Consider the following 16,807-nt stretch of genomic DNA (forward strand, 5'->3'; position numbering starts at 1 on the left):
ATTCGTTTTCAGCGCCTTTCAATATATTAGGATAGTTTTATCGCATTCTCTTCTGTAAGCAGCTCTGGATTAACTAGAATGACATCCTCATCATCAATCGGCTTGATCACTTGGTCATCCGGAATTACCGCACCAGGAGGAATGATGGCTCTTTCAATCACAACGTTCTTGCCAATGATGGCATCAGACATGATGACTGAATCCTTAATGTATGAGTTCTCTCCTACCCTTGCACCGTAGAACAAGACCGATTTCTCAATCTTCCCATCTACGATACAGCCTTCATTGATAAGCGATTCACGTACAACAGCCTTTTCAGATAAATATTGAGGAGCCCTGTTTGGATTAACAGAGTAAATACGCCATTTGTAGTCATACATATTTAACTCGCAATCTTCATCCAGCAAGTCCATATTCGCTTCCCAATAGCTTGTAAGTGTACCAACATCCTTCCAATAGCCTTGGAAAGGATAAGCATATACTTTTTTGTTATATTTCAATAGCATCGGAATAATATCTTTTCCAAAGTCACGGGAGGAATGTTCATTTTGGGCATCCTTGATCAAGAATTCCTTCAAGACTTTTCGATTGAAGATGTAAATGCCCATTGAGGCAAGATTATTTTTCGGTTTTTTCGGTTTTTCCTCAAATTCTTCAACAGAGTAATCATCTCTTGTATTCATGATACCGAAGCGGCTTGCTTCATCCCATGGAACTTCGATTACAGAGATCGTCGCGTCTGCTCCTTTTTCCTCATGATACTCAAGCATTTTGGAGTAATCCATCTTATAAATATGGTCACCAGAGAGGATGATGACATAATCCGGATCATATTGATCGATATAATTCAGGTTTTGATAAACCGCACTGGCTGTTCCTGTATACCATCTCATCTCCTTGGAGGCGGAGTATGGAGGAAGAACCGTTACACCCCCGTCCCGTAAATCCAGGTCCCAGGCACTTCCATTTGATAAATAAGAGTTAAGCAATAATGGCTGGTATTGGGTAAGAACTCCTACGGTATCAATGCCTGAATTGGTGCAATTACTTAATGTGAAGTCGATGATTCTGTACTTTCCGCCGAAAGGTACAGCTGGTTTTGCCACATCTGCGGTTAAAGCCTCAAGCCTTGTTCCTTGTCCCCCTGCGAGCAGCATTGCCACGATTTTTTTCTTTGCCATTTTGATTTAACTCCTTCCGTTTTTTAATTGGGCGAAGCACTGTGATACCAAATGGCGGTATCTTCACAACGACATGATATGGTTTTCCGTGGAACCCTTCATCCTGTGCCGGTATAGCCTTTTTATTCACATGATTGCTTCCGCCGTATTTTCGATCATCACTATTTAATATTTCTTTGTATTCATACTTATCCGGAACACCGACTTTGTATTGATCATAAGCAATATTTTTGAAATTACAGATAACAATCAATGGATTGCCGCCTTTATCCCTCCGTACAAAAGAGAAGATCGATTGGTCGGTATTATTGACATCAATCCATTCAAATCCTTCCGGGCAGTCATCCAGTTCATATAAAGGTTTGGATCGCTTATACAATTTTAATAAATCCTTAAAGAATTCATTCAGTGTGCGGTGGGAATCATAATTGAGCAGATGCCAGTCAAGTTGTTCTTTATCTTTCCATTCAGAAAACATGCCTAGCTCTCCACCCATGAACAACAATTTCTTCCCTGGGTGTGCAGCCATATATCCTAATAACAATTTCAATTGGGCGAATTTCTCTTCATAGCTTCCTGGCATTTTGTCTAGCAGGGATTTCTTGCCGTGAACCACTTCATCATGTGACAAAGGCAGAATAAAGCGCTCCGAGTAGGCATACATCAAGGAGAATGTTACTTTATGATGGAGATTTGAGCGGAAATGCTGATCCGTTTCCATGTATTCTAAAATATCGTTCATCCAACCCATATTCCACTTATGGGTAAATCCTAAACCTCCCTCTGTTACCGGCTTAGTTACCCCTGGCCAATCTGTTGAATCTTCTGCCATCATAAGCACGGAAGGGTCATATTCTTTAAGTACACGATTTAACGTCTTCATAAACTTGATTGCATATGGATTGATATCGCCACTATATGTATTCGGCCAATAAATCATATTGGCAACCGCATCCACCCGGAATCCATCCACATGGAAACAGTCCATCCAATAACGTGCGTTTGAAATCAGGAAGCTGTGAACTTCCGGCTTCCCTAAATCAAAATTAGCCGTTCCCCAAACTGGATTCTCCCGATGCTTATGGTCATGGTATTCATAAACCGGGGCTCCATCAAAGAGGAATAATCCATGGGCATCCTTGCAATAATGCCCTGGCACCCAATCAAGCAAAACACCGATATTATTTTGATGACATTGATCGATGAAATATCTTAAGTCATCCGGATTGCCATATCGGCTTGTAGGTGAGTAATAGCCAGTTCCTTGATAACCCCATGAGCCATCAAAGGGATGCTCTGTAAGCGGCATAAGCTCAATATGAGTAAAGCCCTGCTCAATGATGTAAGGAATCAGTTCAGATGCTAGCTCCCTATATGTATAAAAATACTCTATCTCACATTCATTGCTAGGGATAAAATCATCCTCATCCTTTATCTTCTTCTTCCATGTTCCCGCATGCATTTCATAAATATAGAGCGGCTCATCTGTACAATTTTTCTTGGATTTCTTCTTAAGCCATGATTGGTCACTCCATGTATAATCCGTTTCATACGGATATACAACGGAAGCGGTATTTGGTCTGATTTCTGAAAAGAAGGCATACGGGTCGCTTTTTAGAAGGATTTCACCTGATATTGCTTCAATCTCATACTTGTAAATTTCATTGGAGAGATTCGCTTCAATGAGGACAGACCAGATCCCTTGTTCGGATACTTTCACCAGTTCATAGCCTATGCCATTCCACTTGTTGAAAGAGCCGACTAACCGGATGCTGCGGGCGTTTGGGGCAAATACTGTAAAGCGGGTAAACACTTTATTATTTTCCTCAATTAGATGGGCTCCAAACAGCTTGTAAGCATCATATAGTGAGCCCTCATGAAATAAGTGAATCTGATAATCTGTAGGTGCATTATGAGGCATATCATCACCCTTTCAGTATTTTTTCAAAGTATTCTTAATATAATAATTAAACTATTTAACCCATAAATAACGCAAATGCAAAAATTGTTAAAATATTTATTATATACCCATATTTTTTACCTTTTCGACTGATTTCTCCCTGTCAGTTGTTTTTTCATATTCCCTTTATCAAGCAGGTTGAAAACATTCATAAGACCTATTTAGACTCATTATGCATACATTTATTTGCTAAATAATACACCTCGTTAATAATGATTTCGCTTAATCTTCTCAACTTCCTGCCTGAAATTCTGTGGAAGAAATAAATATGAACATATTCTACTATCATTGCGTTATTATTTATCTACTTTTATCATACTAGATATTACGCTTCGTATTATCTAACAATTGGGCGAATTCAAAATAACGTTTTTGTTAGATTGGCATCTCAGCTGTATTAAATAGAAAGCCCTGTTAAGTGTTGATTTACGCTGGAGGGGCAAATTCAAAGGTTTTAATGAGCTGCCACCAATGCTTTTTTATCTGCGGATTGACTCCTTTTCGTAATCTCATAGGAAACAATCACCTGAAACGTTAACGGGCAGTTTTCAATTATCAACATCCTTCTTTAACACGCCAAATGAACGCAAAAAAAGACATGTACAATTTGTACATGTCTCTTAATAATTTTATCTTATGACCCCTACGGGATTCGAACCCGTGTTACCGCCGTGAAAGGGCGGTGTCTTAACCGCTTGACCAAGGGGCCGAATGGTGGCTCAGGACGGAATCGAACCGCCGACACAAGGATTTTCAGTCCTTTGCTCTACCGACTGAGCTACTGAGCCTTCATTTATGTAAATGGCGGTCCGGACGGGACTCGAACCCGCGACCTCCTGCGTGACAGGCAGGCATTCTAACCAACTGAACTACCGGACCAATATAAAGGATATTATGGAGGAGGAAGAGGGATTCGAACCCCCGCGCGGTTTGACCCGCCTCTCGGTTTTCAAGACCGATCCCTTCAGCCAGACTTGGGTATTCCTCCAATATGACATGGTGCCGGCAAGAGGACTTGAACCCCCAACCTACTGATTACAAGTCAGTTGCTCTACCAATTGAGCTACACCGGCAAATAACAATCTCTCGTTGACTGCTTTATTATTCTAACCTGTTTCTAGGGATAATTCAATCAGAAATATATGGAAATACTAATTTTATTTTTACGTAGAATCGTAATAATCTGGAAGCATAGAAGAACGACCTCTCTTTCAGTGATGGAGAGAGAAGAAAAGCCCTTAACAGCCCGTTTAAAGGCTTTTAGAATGAAGATAAATAAAGAGACCCTCTCTATCATCTTTCATCCCAGAACGGCCTTCAGAGCTGTCTAACCATCTAGTTAATTTTATGCTTCATCTTATTTCGAATGATACAATACAATCTACTCTCTAACCTGGAACGACAACCAATACAATTTGTATTTATTTTTCATGCCGCTTTAAACTACTTCTAAATAATCATTCTTCTATGACTAGATCATTAACACCTGGAGAAAATAGAATGTTCCCTCTGCTCAAGAGCCATATGCCGAATGGATAGAATTTTAGAAACAAAGAAAAAACCATGTACAAATTGTACATGGTTTATGACCCCTACGGGATTCGAACCCGTGTTACCGCCGTGAAAGGGCGGTGTCTTAACCGCTTGACCAAGGGGCCAAATGGCGGAGAAGGAGGGATTTGAACCCTCGCGCCGGTTACCCGACCTACACCCTTAGCAGGGGCGCCTCTTCAGCCTCTTGAGTACTTCCCCATATATGGCTCCGCAGGTAGGATTCGAACCTACGACCGCTCGGTTAACAGCCGAGTGCTCTACCACTGAGCTACTGCGGAATATTGATATGGGCCTAAATGGACTCGAACCATCGACCTCACGCTTATCAGGCGTGCGCTCTAACCAGCTGAGCTATAGGCCCATTATGATAAAAATTGGAGCGGGTGAAGGGAATCGAACCCTCATCATCAGCTTGGAAGGCTGAGGTTTTACCACTAAACTACACCCGCATCTATGGGGCGGCTGATGGGAATCGAACCCACGAATGTCGGAACCACAATCCGATGCGTTAACCACTTCGCCACAACCGCCGTGCGTTATTTGTTAATTAAATGGTGGCTCAGGACGGAATCGAACCGCCGACACAAGGATTTTCAGTCCTTTGCTCTACCGACTGAGCTACTGAGCCAATTCATTTTTTTATATGCTGCTCAATGCTTATCGATGAGCTAACAGTAATAATGGCGGTCCGGACGGGACTCGAACCCGCGACCTCCTGCGTGACAGGCAGGCATTCTAACCAACTGAACTACCGGACCATATTATTGCGGGGACAGGATTTGAACCTGCGACCTTCGGGTTATGAGCCCGACGAGCTACCAGACTGCTCCACCCCGCGACGATAATAATGTTTTAAAAGATATATGGCGGAGGAAGAGGGATTCGAACCCCCGCGCGGTTTAACCCGCCTCCCGGTTTTCAAGACCGGTCCCTTCAGCCAGACTTGGGTATTCCTCCATATATGTGGTGGACCTTGTAGGACTCGAACCTACGACCGGACGGTTATGAGCCGTCTGCTCTAACCAGCTGAGCTAAAGGTCCTATTTTGGTAGCGGCGGAGGGGATCGAACCCCCGACCTTACGGGTATGAACCGTACGCTCTAGCCAGCTGAGCTACACCGCCAAAATATGAATCCTATTAGGTTTAGGTAAGTAATGGTGGAGCCTAGCGGGATCGAACCGCTGACCTCCTGCGTGCAAAGCAGGCGCTCTCCCAGCTGAGCTAAGGCCCCATATGATAATAGTTAGAATGGTCGGGAAGACAGGATTCGAACCTGCGACCCCTTGGTCCCAAACCAAGTGCTCTACCAAGCTGAGCTACTTCCCGAAAGAATAATTGGCGCGCCCGAGAGGAGTCGAACCCCTAACCTTTTGATCCGTAGTCAAACGCTCTATCCAATTGAGCTACGGGCGCATACTTGGTAAAATCTAAGAGTGCCGAGGGCCGGTCTCGAACCGGCACGGTAGTCACCTACCGCAGGATTTTAAGTCCTGTGCGTCTGCCAATTCCGCCACCCCGGCATATAACTTGGCATTGGAGCGGAAGACGGGATTCGAACCCGCGACCCCCACCTTGGCAAGGTGGTGTTCTACCACTGAACTACTTCCGCATATAAGTGCGGGTGAAGGGAGTCGAACCCCCACGCCGTAAGGCGCCAGATCCTAAGTCTGGTGCGTCTGCCAATTCCGCCACACCCGCATTTTTATAAATGGTGAGCCATGAAGGACTCGAACCTTCGACCCTCTGATTAAAAGTCAGATGCTCTACCGACTGAGCTAATGGCTCATGAAGTGGTGCCGGCAAGAGGACTTGAACCCCCAACCTACTGATTACAAGTCAGTTGCTCTACCAATTGAGCTACACCGGCGAATCATGTGTAAGTCTCTTAACGAAGACTTTCTTATTTTATCGGTTCTTTCAATTAATTTCAAGTAGAATTTAATGGAAATTTTATGGTGGAGGATGACGGGATCGAACCGCCGACCCTCTGCTTGTAAGGCAGATGCTCTCCCAGCTGAGCTAATCCTCCATATTAAGTGCCTGGCGACGTCCTACTCTCACAGGGACGTGAGTCCCAACTACCATCGGCGCTGAAGAGCTTAACTTCCGTGTTCGGAATGGGAACGGGTGTGACCTCTTCGCCATCGCCACCAGACTATTTTCGTCAGCGACATTTAATATTTTAACATCGTTTCTGACTTTAGTCAAGAGTTTTTTTAAACTTTTTTCACTCTCTCAAAACTGGATAATGTTTGTTTGGCCTATGCGTTTTGTTCTTGGTTAAGTCCTCGAACGATTAGTATCCGTCAGCTCCATGTGTCGCCACACTTCCACCTCGGACCTATCTACCTGATCATCTTTCAGGGTTCTTACTAGCTTGCGCTATGGGAAATCTCATCTCGAGGGGGGCTTCATGCTTAGATGCTTTCAGCACTTATCCCGTCCGCACGTAGCTACCCAGCTATGCTCCTGGCGGAACAACTGGTACACCAGCGGTGCGTCCATCCCGGTCCTCTCGTACTAAGGACAGCTCCTCTCAAATTTCCTGCGCCCACGACGGATAGGGACCGAACTGTCTCACGACGTTCTGAACCCAGCTCGCGTACCGCTTTAATGGGCGAACAGCCCAACCCTTGGGACCGACTACAGCCCCAGGATGCGATGAGCCGACATCGAGGTGCCAAACCTCCCCGTCGATGTGGACTCTTGGGGGAGATAAGCCTGTTATCCCCGGGGTAGCTTTTATCCGTTGAGCGATGGCCCTTCCATGCGGAACCACCGGATCACTAAGCCCGACTTTCGTCCCTGCTCGACTTGTAGGTCTCGCAGTCAAGCTCCCTTGTGCCTTTACACTCTGCGAATGATTTCCAACCATTCTGAGGGAACCTTTGGGCGCCTCCGTTACTCTTTAGGAGGCGACCGCCCCAGTCAAACTGCCCACCTGACACTGTCTCCCACCCCGGTTCAGGGGTGCGGGTTAGAAGTTCAATACAGCGGGGGTAGTATCCCACCGACGCCTCCACCGAAGCTGGCGCTCCGGCTTCAAAGGCTCCTACCTATCCTGTACAAGCTGTACCAAAATTCAATATCAGGCTGCAGTAAAGCTCCACGGGGTCTTTCCGTCCTGTCGCGGGTAACCTGCATCTTCACAGGTACTATAATTTCACCGAGTCTCTCGTTGAGACAGTGCCCAGATCGTTACGCCTTTCGTGCGGGTCGGAACTTACCCGACAAGGAATTTCGCTACCTTAGGACCGTTATAGTTACGGCCGCCGTTTACTGGGGCTTCAATTCGCACCTTCGCTAATGCTAAGCGCTCCTCTTAACCTTCCAGCACCGGGCAGGCGTCAGCCCCTATACTTCGCCTTGCGGCTTCGCAGAGACCTGTGTTTTTGCTAAACAGTCGCCTGGGCCTTTTCACTGCGGCTCACCTGGGCTTTGACACCCTGGTGAGCACCCCTTCTCCCGAAGTTACGGGGTCATTTTGCCGAGTTCCTTAACGAGAGTTCTCTCGATCACCTTAGGATTCTCTCCTCGCCTACCTGTGTCGGTTTGCGGTACAGGCACCTTCTTCCTCGCTAGAGGCTTTTCTTGGCAGTGTGGAATCAGGAACTTCGGTACTCTAGTTCCCTCGCCATCACAGCTCAGCCTTGTGTGATGAGCGGATTTGCCTACTCATCGGCCTAACTGCTTGGACGCGCATATCCAACAGCGCGCTTACCCTATCCTACTGCGTCCCCCCATCACTCAAATGGAAGAGAGGTGGTACAGGAATATCAACCTGTTGTCCATCGCCTACGCCTTTCGGCCTCGGCTTAGGTCCTGACTAACCCTGAGCGGACGAGCCTTCCTCAGGAAACCTTAGGCATTCGGTGGAAGGGATTCTCACCCTTCTTTCGCTACTCATACCGGCATTCTCACTTCTAAGCGCTCCACATGTCCTTCCGGTCATGCTTCACAGCCCTTAGAACGCTCTCCTACCACGCATACCATACGGTATGCATCCGCAGCTTCGGTGATACGTTTAGCCCCGGTACATTTTCGGCGCAGAGTCACTCGACCAGTGAGCTATTACGCACTCTTTAAATGGTGGCTGCTTCTAAGCCAACATCCTGGTTGTCTGGGCAACTCCACATCCTTTTCCACTTAACGTATACTTTGGGACCTTAGCTGGCGGTCTGGGCTGTTTCCCTTTTGACTACGGATCTTATCACTCGCAGTCTGACTCCCGAACATAAGTCTTTGGCATTCGGAGTTTGTCTGAATTCGGTAACCCGATGAGGGCCCCTAGTCCAAACAGTGCTCTACCTCCAAGACTCTCAGTTCGAGGCTAGCCCTAAAGCTATTTCGGAGAGAACCAGCTATCTCCAGGTTCGATTGGAATTTCTCCGCTACCCACACCTCATCCCCGCACTTTTCAACGTGCGTGGGTTCGGACCTCCATCCAGTGTTACCTGGACTTCATCCTGGACATGGGTAGATCACCTGGTTTCGGGTCTACGACCACATACTCATACGCCCTATTCAGACTCGCTTTCGCTGCGGCTCCGTCTCTTCAACTTAACCTCGCATGGGATCGTAACTCGCCGGTTCATTCTACAAAAGGCACGCCATCACCCGTTAACGGGCTCTGACTACTTGTAGGCACACGGTTTCAGGATCTCTTTCACTCCCCTTCCGGGGTGCTTTTCACCTTTCCCTCACGGTACTGGTTCACTATCGGTCACTAGGGAGTATTTAGCCTTGGGAGATGGTCCTCCCGGATTCCGACGGAATTCCTCGTGTTCCGCCGTACTCAGGATCCACTCGGGAGGGAACGAAGTTTCGGTTACAGGGTTGTTACCTTCTCTGACGGACCTTTCCAGGTCGCTTCGCCTACCCCGTTCCTTTGTAACTCCACAATGAGTGTCCTACAACCCCAGAAGGCAAGCCTTCTGGTTTGGGCTGGTTCCGTTTCGCTCGCCGCTACTCAGGAAATCGCGTTTGCTTTCTCTTCCTCCGGGTACTTAGATGTTTCAGTTCCCCGGGTGTGCCTTCATACACCTATGAATTCAGTGTAAGATACTGCTCCATTACGAACAGTGGGTTTCCCCATTCGGAAATCTCCGGATCAAAGCTTACTTACAGCTCCCCGAAGCATATCGGTGTTAGTCCCGTCCTTCATCGGCTCCTAGTGCCAAGGCATCCACCGTGCGCCCTTATTAACTTAACCGTTAAAAAACTCTTACTCGGTTTTTATACATTAATGACGCATTACTTTGCCTTACTACATTATCCAGTTTTCAAAGAACGAACTTCAACAGGACGTTGTGACTTCTCCGTTCGACACACGACGTGTCGGTCTTTAGGAGAAGGTCCGCTGAAGGAAGGATTGCTCCTTCAAAACTAAACAAAACTACTTGGCTGAGGCAGTCTATATTCCTTAGAAAGGAGGTGATCCAGCCGCACCTTCCGATACGGCTACCTTGTTACGACTTCACCCCAATCATCTGTCCCACCTTCGGCGGCTGGCTCCCGTAAGGGTTACCCCACCGACTTCGGGTGTTACAAACTCTCGTGGTGTGACGGGCGGTGTGTACAAGGCCCGGGAACGTATTCACCGCGGCATGCTGATCCGCGATTACTAGCGATTCCAGCTTCATGCAGGCGAGTTGCAGCCTGCAATCCGAACTGAGAGTGGTTTTATGGGATTTGCTTAACCTCGCGGTCTTGCTGCCCTTTGTACCACCCATTGTAGCACGTGTGTAGCCCAGGTCATAAGGGGCATGATGATTTGACGTCATCCCCACCTTCCTCCGGTTTGTCACCGGCAGTCTCCCTAGAGTGCCCAACTGAATGCTGGCAACTAAGGACAAGGGTTGCGCTCGTTGCGGGACTTAACCCAACATCTCACGACACGAGCTGACGACAACCATGCACCACCTGTCACTCTGTCCCCCGAAGGGGAACGCCCTATCTCTAGGGTTTTCAGAGGATGTCAAGACCTGGTAAGGTTCTTCGCGTTGCTTCGAATTAAACCACATGCTCCACCGCTTGTGCGGGCCCCCGTCAATTCCTTTGAGTTTCAGCCTTGCGGCCGTACTCCCCAGGCGGAGTGCTTAATGCGTTAGCTGCAGCACTAAGGGGCGGAAACCCCCTAACACTTAGCACTCATCGTTTACGGCGTGGACTACCAGGGTATCTAATCCTGTTTGCTCCCCACGCTTTCGCGCCTCAGCGTCAGTTACAGACCAAAGAGTCGCCTTCGCCACTGGTGTTCCTCCACATCTCTACGCATTTCACCGCTACACGTGGAATTCCACTCTTCTCTTCTGCACTCAAGTCCTCCAGTTTCCAATGACCCTCCACGGTTGAGCCGTGGGCTTTCACATCAGACTTAAAGGACCGCCTGCGCGCGCTTTACGCCCAATAATTCCGGACAACGCTTGCCACCTACGTATTACCGCGGCTGCTGGCACGTAGTTAGCCGTGGCTTTCTGGTCAGGTACCGTCAAGGTGCCAACCTATTCGAATGGCACTTGTTCTTCCCTGACAACAGAGCTTTACGACCCGAAGGCCTTCTTCGCTCACGCGGCGTTGCTCCGTCAGACTTTCGTCCATTGCGGAAGATTCCCTACTGCTGCCTCCCGTAGGAGTCTGGGCCGTGTCTCAGTCCCAGTGTGGCCGATCACCCTCTCAGGTCGGCTACGCATCGTCGCCTTGGTGAGCCGTTACCTCACCAACTAGCTAATGCGCCGCGGGCCCATCCGTAAGTGTTAGCTAAAAGCCAACTTTCCCTCTGACACCATGAGGTGTCAGAAACTATTCGGTATTAGCACCGGTTTCCCGGAGTTATCCCAATCTTACGGGCAGGTTGCCCACGTGTTACTCACCCGTCCGCCGCTAATCATCCGGGAGCAAGCTCCCATCTGATTCGCTCGACTTGCATGTATTAGGCACGCCGCCAGCGTTCGTCCTGAGCCAGGATCAAACTCTCCAAAAGATGTTTGATCTAGCTATAATTTAAAACATTGACGAGAGTTAAACTCTCTTGTTTAAGACTTGCTTAGCGTTTCGTTTTGTTTAGTTTTCAAAGAACAATCTATTTCTTTTTATTCGTCGTTTTAGCGACTTTCATATTATATCAAGATAACTTTTAGCTGTCAACACTTTTTTAAAAAAGTTTTAAGAGCTTATCACTTCAATTATCTTGTGCCGCTCAAGCGACTTAAATAATATACCAGAATAACTATTCTGCGTCAACAACTTTTTTATAACTTTTCATTCACTCGAAGTGAACGTTAGTAAATATACCATGCTCCTATAAAGTTGCGCAAGTACTTTTTTATAACTTTTTTTATTTCCCTTCTCTATACCTACATAACATCACGGCAGGATTTAATCCTTATAGAAGAAACACATTTAATCTGACACCTTTCTCACTTGTATTTTTCTCTTTCTATTTGATATTAAAATGAATAATCCTAGACCGAATAATATCATGGCCGAACCGATCAGTTGGGCTACCTTTATATGTTCATGTAGTAAATAATACGCCAAAACACTTGCCCCTACTGGTTCAAATAGGATTGCCATAGAAATTGTTGTACCGCTTACCCACCCAAGTGCCCAATTCAACAAGGAATGGCCGAATAAAGTCGGTATTATAGCCAACAACAGAAAAATCACCCATTCTGCTGGCGGATAAGGACCAAATGCCTCTCCTTTTAACCATACGTAGAATCCCAACACGACCGCACTCATACTATAGACGGTAAAGGTGTATGCTGTCAGCCCGACCTTCTTTCGTAAAATCTGCCCGATCATAAAGTAAGCAGTTATAAGTGCACACGACAATAAAGCAAGAGCATCTCCGTACAGTGCTGTTCCCTCCGCAGTAAAATCTCCCGCTCCAATAACAATGCTTCCACCTATAGCAAGGATGATACTAAAGAAGACCCCTGCTGTTACCCTTTCCTTAAATAAAATAAAAGCAGCAATAAAAGCAAATAAAGGCTGCATCGTCACGAGTACCGTTGAGCTTGCGACTGAAGTATACCTTAATGACTCAAACCATAGAATGAAGTGAAAGGCTAAAAACACCCCTGATACCAGGGAAAGAAGCCATTCCTTCAGTCGAAAGCTCCTGACCTCCTTTATCGCTCCGCGAAAGAAAAGCGGCAAAAGCATCAAACTTGAAAAAAGCAATCGATAAAAAGCCATGACACCTGAATCCGCACTTGAATAGCGCACAAGTATAGCCGAGGATGAAATAGCTGTTACACCGATTGCAATGGCTATATAGGGTTTATAAAATGTATTTTTCATATATAGATCCAACCTTTAACTTTATTTACACACTATTTTTAGAAACAATTCATAATAGTGGAACTTTATCACAACATATCTTATTCTAGATAGAAGATTCTCACAGAAAGGCGGTTAAAGCAATGGATTTCGCTATAATTGACGCACATATGCTTGTGAAATTATGCATTTCAGCCGCACTGGGACTGATCATCGGCCTTGAACGAGAAATTAAAAGGAAGCCTGTCGGTCTAAAAACCTCCCTTGTCATATCTATCGTCAGCTGCCTGTTGACGATTGTTTCTATTGAATCAGCCTATACGGCCAAAGGTTCAGAATTCGGAGTGGCTGTCACAATGGATCCTCTCCGTCTAGCAGCACAGATTGTGTCTGGGATTGGCTTTATCGGAGCAGGCGTCATCCTTAGAAGAGGGAATGACAGCATATCTGGTTTAACTACCGCGGCACTTATATGGGGAGCCGGCGGTATCGGAATAACCGTAGGCGCAGGTTTCTATATGGAAGCAATCGCAGGCGTACTATTATTAATTATAAGTGTTGAACTATTGCCATACCTATTCAATCTCATCGGGCCGCGGAAGTTCAGAGAAAAGGAACTCTATTTAAAACTCGTGATAGGAGAGAAAGAAAAGATTGCCGCAATCATTTCTCTTATTGAAAAGCATAATATTGCTATTAAATCAGTGAGGATAAAGGACTTGGCTACAAATCACCTTGTCCAGCTCAGAACAACAGTTGACAACAAACGCAAAGTAACCGATGTATATTATTCCGTTTCAGAGATTGATGGAATCATGAGCATTGAAATTGAAAATGCATGATACTTCTCTTCTCCATAAAGCGGCAGCGGCTGTGTTCTCACACCGCTGCTTTTTTAGATAATAGCTACATGTTTATTTTCTAAAAAATTATTTAATCCACATTGACATTCTATTGAATTTCGATAAAATAGAATTTGTAAGAAAAAAGAGATAATATTTTGGGGCTATAGTTCAGCGGGAGAATGCTTCGCTGGCAGCGAAGAGGTCAGGGGTTCGAATCCCCTTAGCTCCATACCGGGAAACCCTTGTGCAGAAAGGGTTTTTTCTTGTTTTACTGGAGCTTTCTTTTCGAGGAACGGGTGGGATTGCACATTTATTGCACAAGTTGTTCGTTAGACGCTTTGGGCTTGAAAAACGCCTGTTCAAAGCGGATAACTCCAAGACAAGCCGATAGTAATGACTTTTGGGGTCATACTGCTCCTGCATCAAGGTCCCCTGCAAATGGCAAAGAATTTAAAAATACAAAGAGACGGCCCATAGGCCGCCTCTTTTTTGTCTATATTTTCCGTACTTATTTCTACTATTTAAATACCAATACTTCGCTGAAAAACCAGTAGGTCAGCATCCCTAAGATGTAAGCAATAACATCCCAAAAATCACCGGTACTTGATTGTATAAAAAGGGGCGTGATCAGCTCCCAGCAGATACCACATAATAAGCCGGCAATCAGGAAGTGCTGGATCTTTGTTAGCTGAAACGAAGTCCAGTTACTCAAGGATAAAATAAAGTTCAGGTATGCTGCAAAGGAGATGCCTCCAAGGTAGTCATTGAAATGACAGCGCAGCACATATCCAAGCACAGGAATCTGTACATCTGCTTTAATCAGTTCATTCACTTGAAATAGAATCAGCGGGACAATGAAAAACAATAGATCCTTTTTCTGTTTCTTATTTAACCGCATATTGCGAAGATAACCAAGGCGACTATTACCGCGAGAACTGTTGATAAGAAACCCATAAGGCATCCTCCTTTACAAGATAAGATGAATATCTAATATGCTTTTATTGGAGCATTTCTTAAATACATCTATTATCCCCCCAATGTTAATAGGCATTACATGAATATTGAATTTGCCGCTCTTTCATATGGGGCAGCGTCTTTTATATACGGCCATAAGAAGAAAAGTCTAGGATCATTTAGTTATATTACCTGCTGGTCATAAGGGCTCTCCTCTGTTTTGAATATTAATAATATTCACCTATCTCTATTTTAACACCAAAAAGATATTCTGGCATAAATATATTCGTAGGAAAAAGACCCTTTGAAAGCAGATAGAATCAGGCTATGCATCATAGATAATATTGATTCTATTTAATTCAGGACATTCTTATTTATCAGATGCCGTTAATTGCAGCAATGAAAAAGTCGTCTTAGTTACTTTAATAAAATAGTATATTTAAAAACCCTTTATCTAGGAGAAGAGTGAATATCATAAAGATTAGTTTTTTTGATTCTGGTATTGGGGGAATGACGGTCCTTCACCAAGCATTGAAGCTTATGACGAATGAGAGCCTCCTATTCTATGCAGACACCTTGCACATGTCATACGGTGTTAAACCCAAGGACAAGGTGAAGAAATATATAGTTAATAAGGAAAAGGTGCTACCCTATCTGCAAAAGGAATGAGCTTTACATGATTTAAGCCACTTCGGCACAGTCGTTTCATTTCGGAAAGCAAGTGAAGGCTTCTGAAACATTAATGAAGTATAACGTAAAATAAGCTGGACGAAACCTATTCAAATGCTAAAAGAGCCCAAGCCACTTAGTGCTTGGAGCCCTTCTTTCCACCTATTTTCTCGTTTTCTTCATTGGGTTCTCTTGATTTCCTCCGCCTCAGAGAGAATGGCTTTGATTAAGGATTCTGCCGATAGACTTCTGGCTAATCTCGGACTTTGTCCTGACCATAACGAGAGATAATCAGGATTCTCGTTTGCGCTTGAGACTTTTCTGATATCTTGGGTCAGCGTGTTTTGGACAGGAAATTCAGGGAGTCCAGCTTCATGCTTTTGCATAACCTCGGTGAAACGATTATGTATCCCCCTCGCCCATTTTCCTGAGAAGGAACGGGTTAAGGTCGTGTCATTCTCGTTCGCATGAAGGACGGCCTCCTTATGGACATCTTGAGCACCACTTTCCGCGCAGGTTAAGAAGGCTGTCCCCAGCTGCACTCCCTTGGCTCCTAAGCAAACAGCCGCCATCAATCCCCTCCCATCCATTATTCCGCCGGCAGCGATAACCGGGATGCTTACATGATCAACTACCTGTGGTATCAAGGACATCGAGCCAATCGACCCCTCTATTGCTCCAGGCAAGAAATTCCCGCGATGCCCGCCAGCCTCACTCCCTTGAACGACGACCATATCCATTCCTCTCTCCTCATTTACAACGGCCTCTTCGACTGTTGTGGCGGTTCCTATTAAGAGGGTGTTTGCTTGTTTTAATTCCGCGATTATCTCAGATGATGGAATTCCAAATGTAAAGGTGCATATAGGGATGCTCTCTTCAATGATTACCTTAATTTGTTCATGAAATGTTTTTTTTAGCTGCTCGTAATCAGGAACGACAGCCAGCTCTTTAGCAGGGAGATTTAACTCCTCTCGTAAAGGATTCAAAAGACCGTTGGCCCTTATTATCTCCTCCTCACTTGCCTCAAATTCATTCGGCACAAATAGGTTAACACCGAACGGCTTTTTGGTTCGCTCTTTGACCTCCACTATTTGGCTTCTCATTTGCTCCGGTGTCATATAGCCTGCCCCAATCATTCCAATTGCCCCAGCACGAGAGACAGCGGCTACCAGCTCAGCTGTCGTGATCCCGCCTGCCATCGGTGCTTGTATAATAGGATACTCAATTCTCAACCGTTCCGTCATTTCATTGTAAAACACATAATCACTTCCTTTTTCATTCTATTGAATATTCTTCTAGAAGGTATCCTTCTTTTCCTTTATGCCAAGACGAATGAAAAGGGAATGGAGGAGCATTC

The 16,807-nt window shown here is 45.5% G+C and carries 7 protein-coding genes, 27 tRNA genes and 3 rRNA genes; 3 read left to right on the forward strand and 34 right to left on the reverse strand.

Going from position 1 to position 16,807, the window contains the following annotated elements:
• Positions 1–26: 26 nt before the first annotated feature.
• The 32 genes from ACY8DX_RS17570 to ACY8DX_RS17725 all read right to left on the reverse strand — a co-directional run bounded on the left by ACY8DX_RS17570 (position 27) and on the right by ACY8DX_RS17725 (position 13,003).
• Positions 27–1,181, reverse strand: coding sequence for a glucose-1-phosphate adenylyltransferase (locus ACY8DX_RS17570; protein ID WP_462405704.1), 1,155 nt, complete (start codon positions 1,179–1,181; stop codon positions 27–29).
• A complete protein-coding gene (gene glgB, locus ACY8DX_RS17575; protein WP_462405705.1) occupies positions 1,123–3,102 on the reverse strand; it encodes a 1,4-alpha-glucan branching protein GlgB in 1,980 nt (659 codons plus the stop codon). Before glgB ends, ACY8DX_RS17570 begins: the two co-directional genes overlap by 59 nt.
• Positions 3,103–3,778: 676 nt before the next feature.
• Positions 3,779–3,850 (reverse strand) — tRNA-Glu (locus tag ACY8DX_RS17580).
• 3 nt (positions 3,851–3,853) lie between these two features.
• Positions 3,854–3,929 (reverse strand) — tRNA-Phe (locus ACY8DX_RS17585).
• A gap of 14 nt (positions 3,930–3,943) precedes the next feature.
• Positions 3,944–4,020, reverse strand: a tRNA-Asp gene (locus ACY8DX_RS17590).
• A 16-nt stretch (positions 4,021–4,036) separates the two neighbouring features.
• Positions 4,037–4,129: transfer RNA gene (locus tag ACY8DX_RS17595), tRNA-Ser, on the reverse strand.
• Between the two features lie 9 nt (positions 4,130–4,138).
• Positions 4,139–4,214: transfer RNA gene (locus tag ACY8DX_RS17600), tRNA-Thr, on the reverse strand.
• A 513-nt stretch (positions 4,215–4,727) separates the two neighbouring features.
• A tRNA-Glu gene (locus ACY8DX_RS17605) sits at positions 4,728–4,799 on the reverse strand.
• Between the two features lie 3 nt (positions 4,800–4,802).
• A tRNA-Ser gene (locus ACY8DX_RS17610) sits at positions 4,803–4,893 on the reverse strand.
• Between the two features lie 5 nt (positions 4,894–4,898).
• Positions 4,899–4,973, reverse strand: a tRNA-Asn gene (locus tag ACY8DX_RS17615).
• 9 nt (positions 4,974–4,982) lie between these two features.
• Positions 4,983–5,056: transfer RNA gene (locus tag ACY8DX_RS17620), tRNA-Ile, on the reverse strand.
• A 14-nt stretch (positions 5,057–5,070) separates the two neighbouring features.
• Positions 5,071–5,144: transfer RNA gene (locus ACY8DX_RS17625), tRNA-Gly, on the reverse strand.
• A gap of 5 nt (positions 5,145–5,149) precedes the next feature.
• A tRNA-His gene (locus tag ACY8DX_RS17630) sits at positions 5,150–5,225 on the reverse strand.
• Positions 5,226–5,247: 22 nt separating this feature from the next.
• Positions 5,248–5,323, reverse strand: a tRNA-Phe gene (locus tag ACY8DX_RS17635).
• 53 nt (positions 5,324–5,376) lie between these two features.
• Positions 5,377–5,453: transfer RNA gene (locus ACY8DX_RS17640), tRNA-Asp, on the reverse strand.
• A 6-nt stretch (positions 5,454–5,459) separates the two neighbouring features.
• Positions 5,460–5,533, reverse strand: a tRNA-Met gene (locus ACY8DX_RS17645).
• Positions 5,534–5,559: 26 nt separating this feature from the next.
• Positions 5,560–5,652 (reverse strand) — tRNA-Ser (locus ACY8DX_RS17650).
• Positions 5,653–5,659: 7 nt separating this feature from the next.
• Positions 5,660–5,736, reverse strand: a tRNA-Ile gene (locus ACY8DX_RS17655).
• A 5-nt stretch (positions 5,737–5,741) separates the two neighbouring features.
• A tRNA-Met gene (locus ACY8DX_RS17660) sits at positions 5,742–5,818 on the reverse strand.
• Positions 5,819–5,851: 33 nt separating this feature from the next.
• A tRNA-Ala gene (locus tag ACY8DX_RS17665) sits at positions 5,852–5,927 on the reverse strand.
• 18 nt (positions 5,928–5,945) lie between these two features.
• Positions 5,946–6,022, reverse strand: a tRNA-Pro gene (locus ACY8DX_RS17670).
• 10 nt (positions 6,023–6,032) lie between these two features.
• Positions 6,033–6,109 (reverse strand) — tRNA-Arg (locus tag ACY8DX_RS17675).
• Positions 6,110–6,130: 21 nt separating this feature from the next.
• Positions 6,131–6,216 (reverse strand) — tRNA-Leu (locus ACY8DX_RS17680).
• A 14-nt stretch (positions 6,217–6,230) separates the two neighbouring features.
• Positions 6,231–6,305 (reverse strand) — tRNA-Gly (locus tag ACY8DX_RS17685).
• Between the two features lie 7 nt (positions 6,306–6,312).
• Positions 6,313–6,394, reverse strand: a tRNA-Leu gene (locus ACY8DX_RS17690).
• Between the two features lie 11 nt (positions 6,395–6,405).
• Positions 6,406–6,481 (reverse strand) — tRNA-Lys (locus ACY8DX_RS17695).
• 6 nt (positions 6,482–6,487) lie between these two features.
• Positions 6,488–6,563 (reverse strand) — tRNA-Thr (locus ACY8DX_RS17700).
• A gap of 86 nt (positions 6,564–6,649) precedes the next feature.
• Positions 6,650–6,725: transfer RNA gene (locus ACY8DX_RS17705), tRNA-Val, on the reverse strand.
• A 9-nt stretch (positions 6,726–6,734) separates the two neighbouring features.
• Positions 6,735–6,851, reverse strand: a 5S ribosomal RNA gene (rrf, locus tag ACY8DX_RS17710).
• 121 nt (positions 6,852–6,972) lie between these two features.
• Positions 6,973–9,908: ribosomal RNA gene (locus ACY8DX_RS17715) — 23S ribosomal RNA — on the reverse strand.
• Positions 9,909–10,122: 214 nt separating this feature from the next.
• A 16S ribosomal RNA gene (locus ACY8DX_RS17720) occupies positions 10,123–11,678 on the reverse strand.
• Together the 16S, 23S and 5S rRNA genes with 21 tRNA genes alongside form the textbook arrangement of a ribosomal RNA operon.
• Positions 11,679–12,097: 419 nt before the next feature.
• Complete coding sequence (locus ACY8DX_RS17725; protein WP_049669780.1) at positions 12,098–13,003, reverse strand: DMT family transporter; 906 nt, start codon at positions 13,001–13,003, stop codon at positions 12,098–12,100.
• A gap of 122 nt (positions 13,004–13,125) precedes the next feature.
• On the opposite strand from ACY8DX_RS17725, the gene ACY8DX_RS17730 reads away from it, so the two are divergent.
• Positions 13,126–13,824, forward strand: coding sequence for an MgtC/SapB family protein (locus tag ACY8DX_RS17730; protein ID WP_156185550.1), 699 nt, complete (start codon positions 13,126–13,128; stop codon positions 13,822–13,824).
• A gap of 160 nt (positions 13,825–13,984) precedes the next feature.
• Positions 13,985–14,056, forward strand: a tRNA-Ala gene (locus ACY8DX_RS17735).
• 288 nt (positions 14,057–14,344) lie between these two features.
• On the opposite strand, the gene ACY8DX_RS17740 is transcribed toward ACY8DX_RS17735, so the two are convergent.
• Positions 14,345–14,725 carry a hypothetical protein gene (locus ACY8DX_RS17740; protein ID WP_462405706.1) on the reverse strand — a complete coding sequence of 127 codons (381 nt, stop codon included), beginning with the start codon at positions 14,723–14,725 and terminating at the stop codon, positions 14,345–14,347.
• A 521-nt stretch (positions 14,726–15,246) separates the two neighbouring features.
• Here ACY8DX_RS17740 and ACY8DX_RS17745 point away from each other — a divergent pair.
• On the forward strand, positions 15,247–15,450 hold the full coding sequence (locus ACY8DX_RS17745) for a hypothetical protein (protein ID WP_462405707.1): 204 nt from the start codon (positions 15,247–15,249) through the stop codon (positions 15,448–15,450).
• Between the two features lie 179 nt (positions 15,451–15,629).
• On the opposite strand, the gene ACY8DX_RS17750 is transcribed toward ACY8DX_RS17745, so the two are convergent.
• On the reverse strand, positions 15,630–16,709 hold the full coding sequence (locus ACY8DX_RS17750) for an NAD(P)H-dependent flavin oxidoreductase (protein ID WP_462405708.1): 1,080 nt from the start codon (positions 16,707–16,709) through the stop codon (positions 15,630–15,632).
• Positions 16,710–16,807: the final 98 nt, after the last annotated feature.

The sequence above is a fragment of the Gracilibacillus sp. Marseille-QA3620 genome (genome assembly GCF_054950035.1).

Coding starts and splice junctions, on each gene's coding strand:
- ACY8DX_RS17570 (WP_462405704.1), bottom strand. CDS start 1,181: ATGGCAAAGAAAAAAATCGTGGCAATGCTGCTCGCAGGGGGACAAGGA.
- glgB (WP_462405705.1), bottom strand. CDS start 3,102: ATGCCTCATAATGCACCTACAGATTATCAGATTCACTTATTTCATGAG.
- ACY8DX_RS17725 (WP_049669780.1), bottom strand. CDS start 13,003: ATGAAAAATACATTTTATAAACCCTATATAGCCATTGCAATCGGTGTA.
- ACY8DX_RS17730 (WP_156185550.1), top strand. CDS start 13,126: ATGGATTTCGCTATAATTGACGCACATATGCTTGTGAAATTATGCATT.
- ACY8DX_RS17740 (WP_462405706.1), bottom strand. CDS start 14,725: ATGCGGTTAAATAAGAAACAGAAAAAGGATCTATTGTTTTTCATTGTC.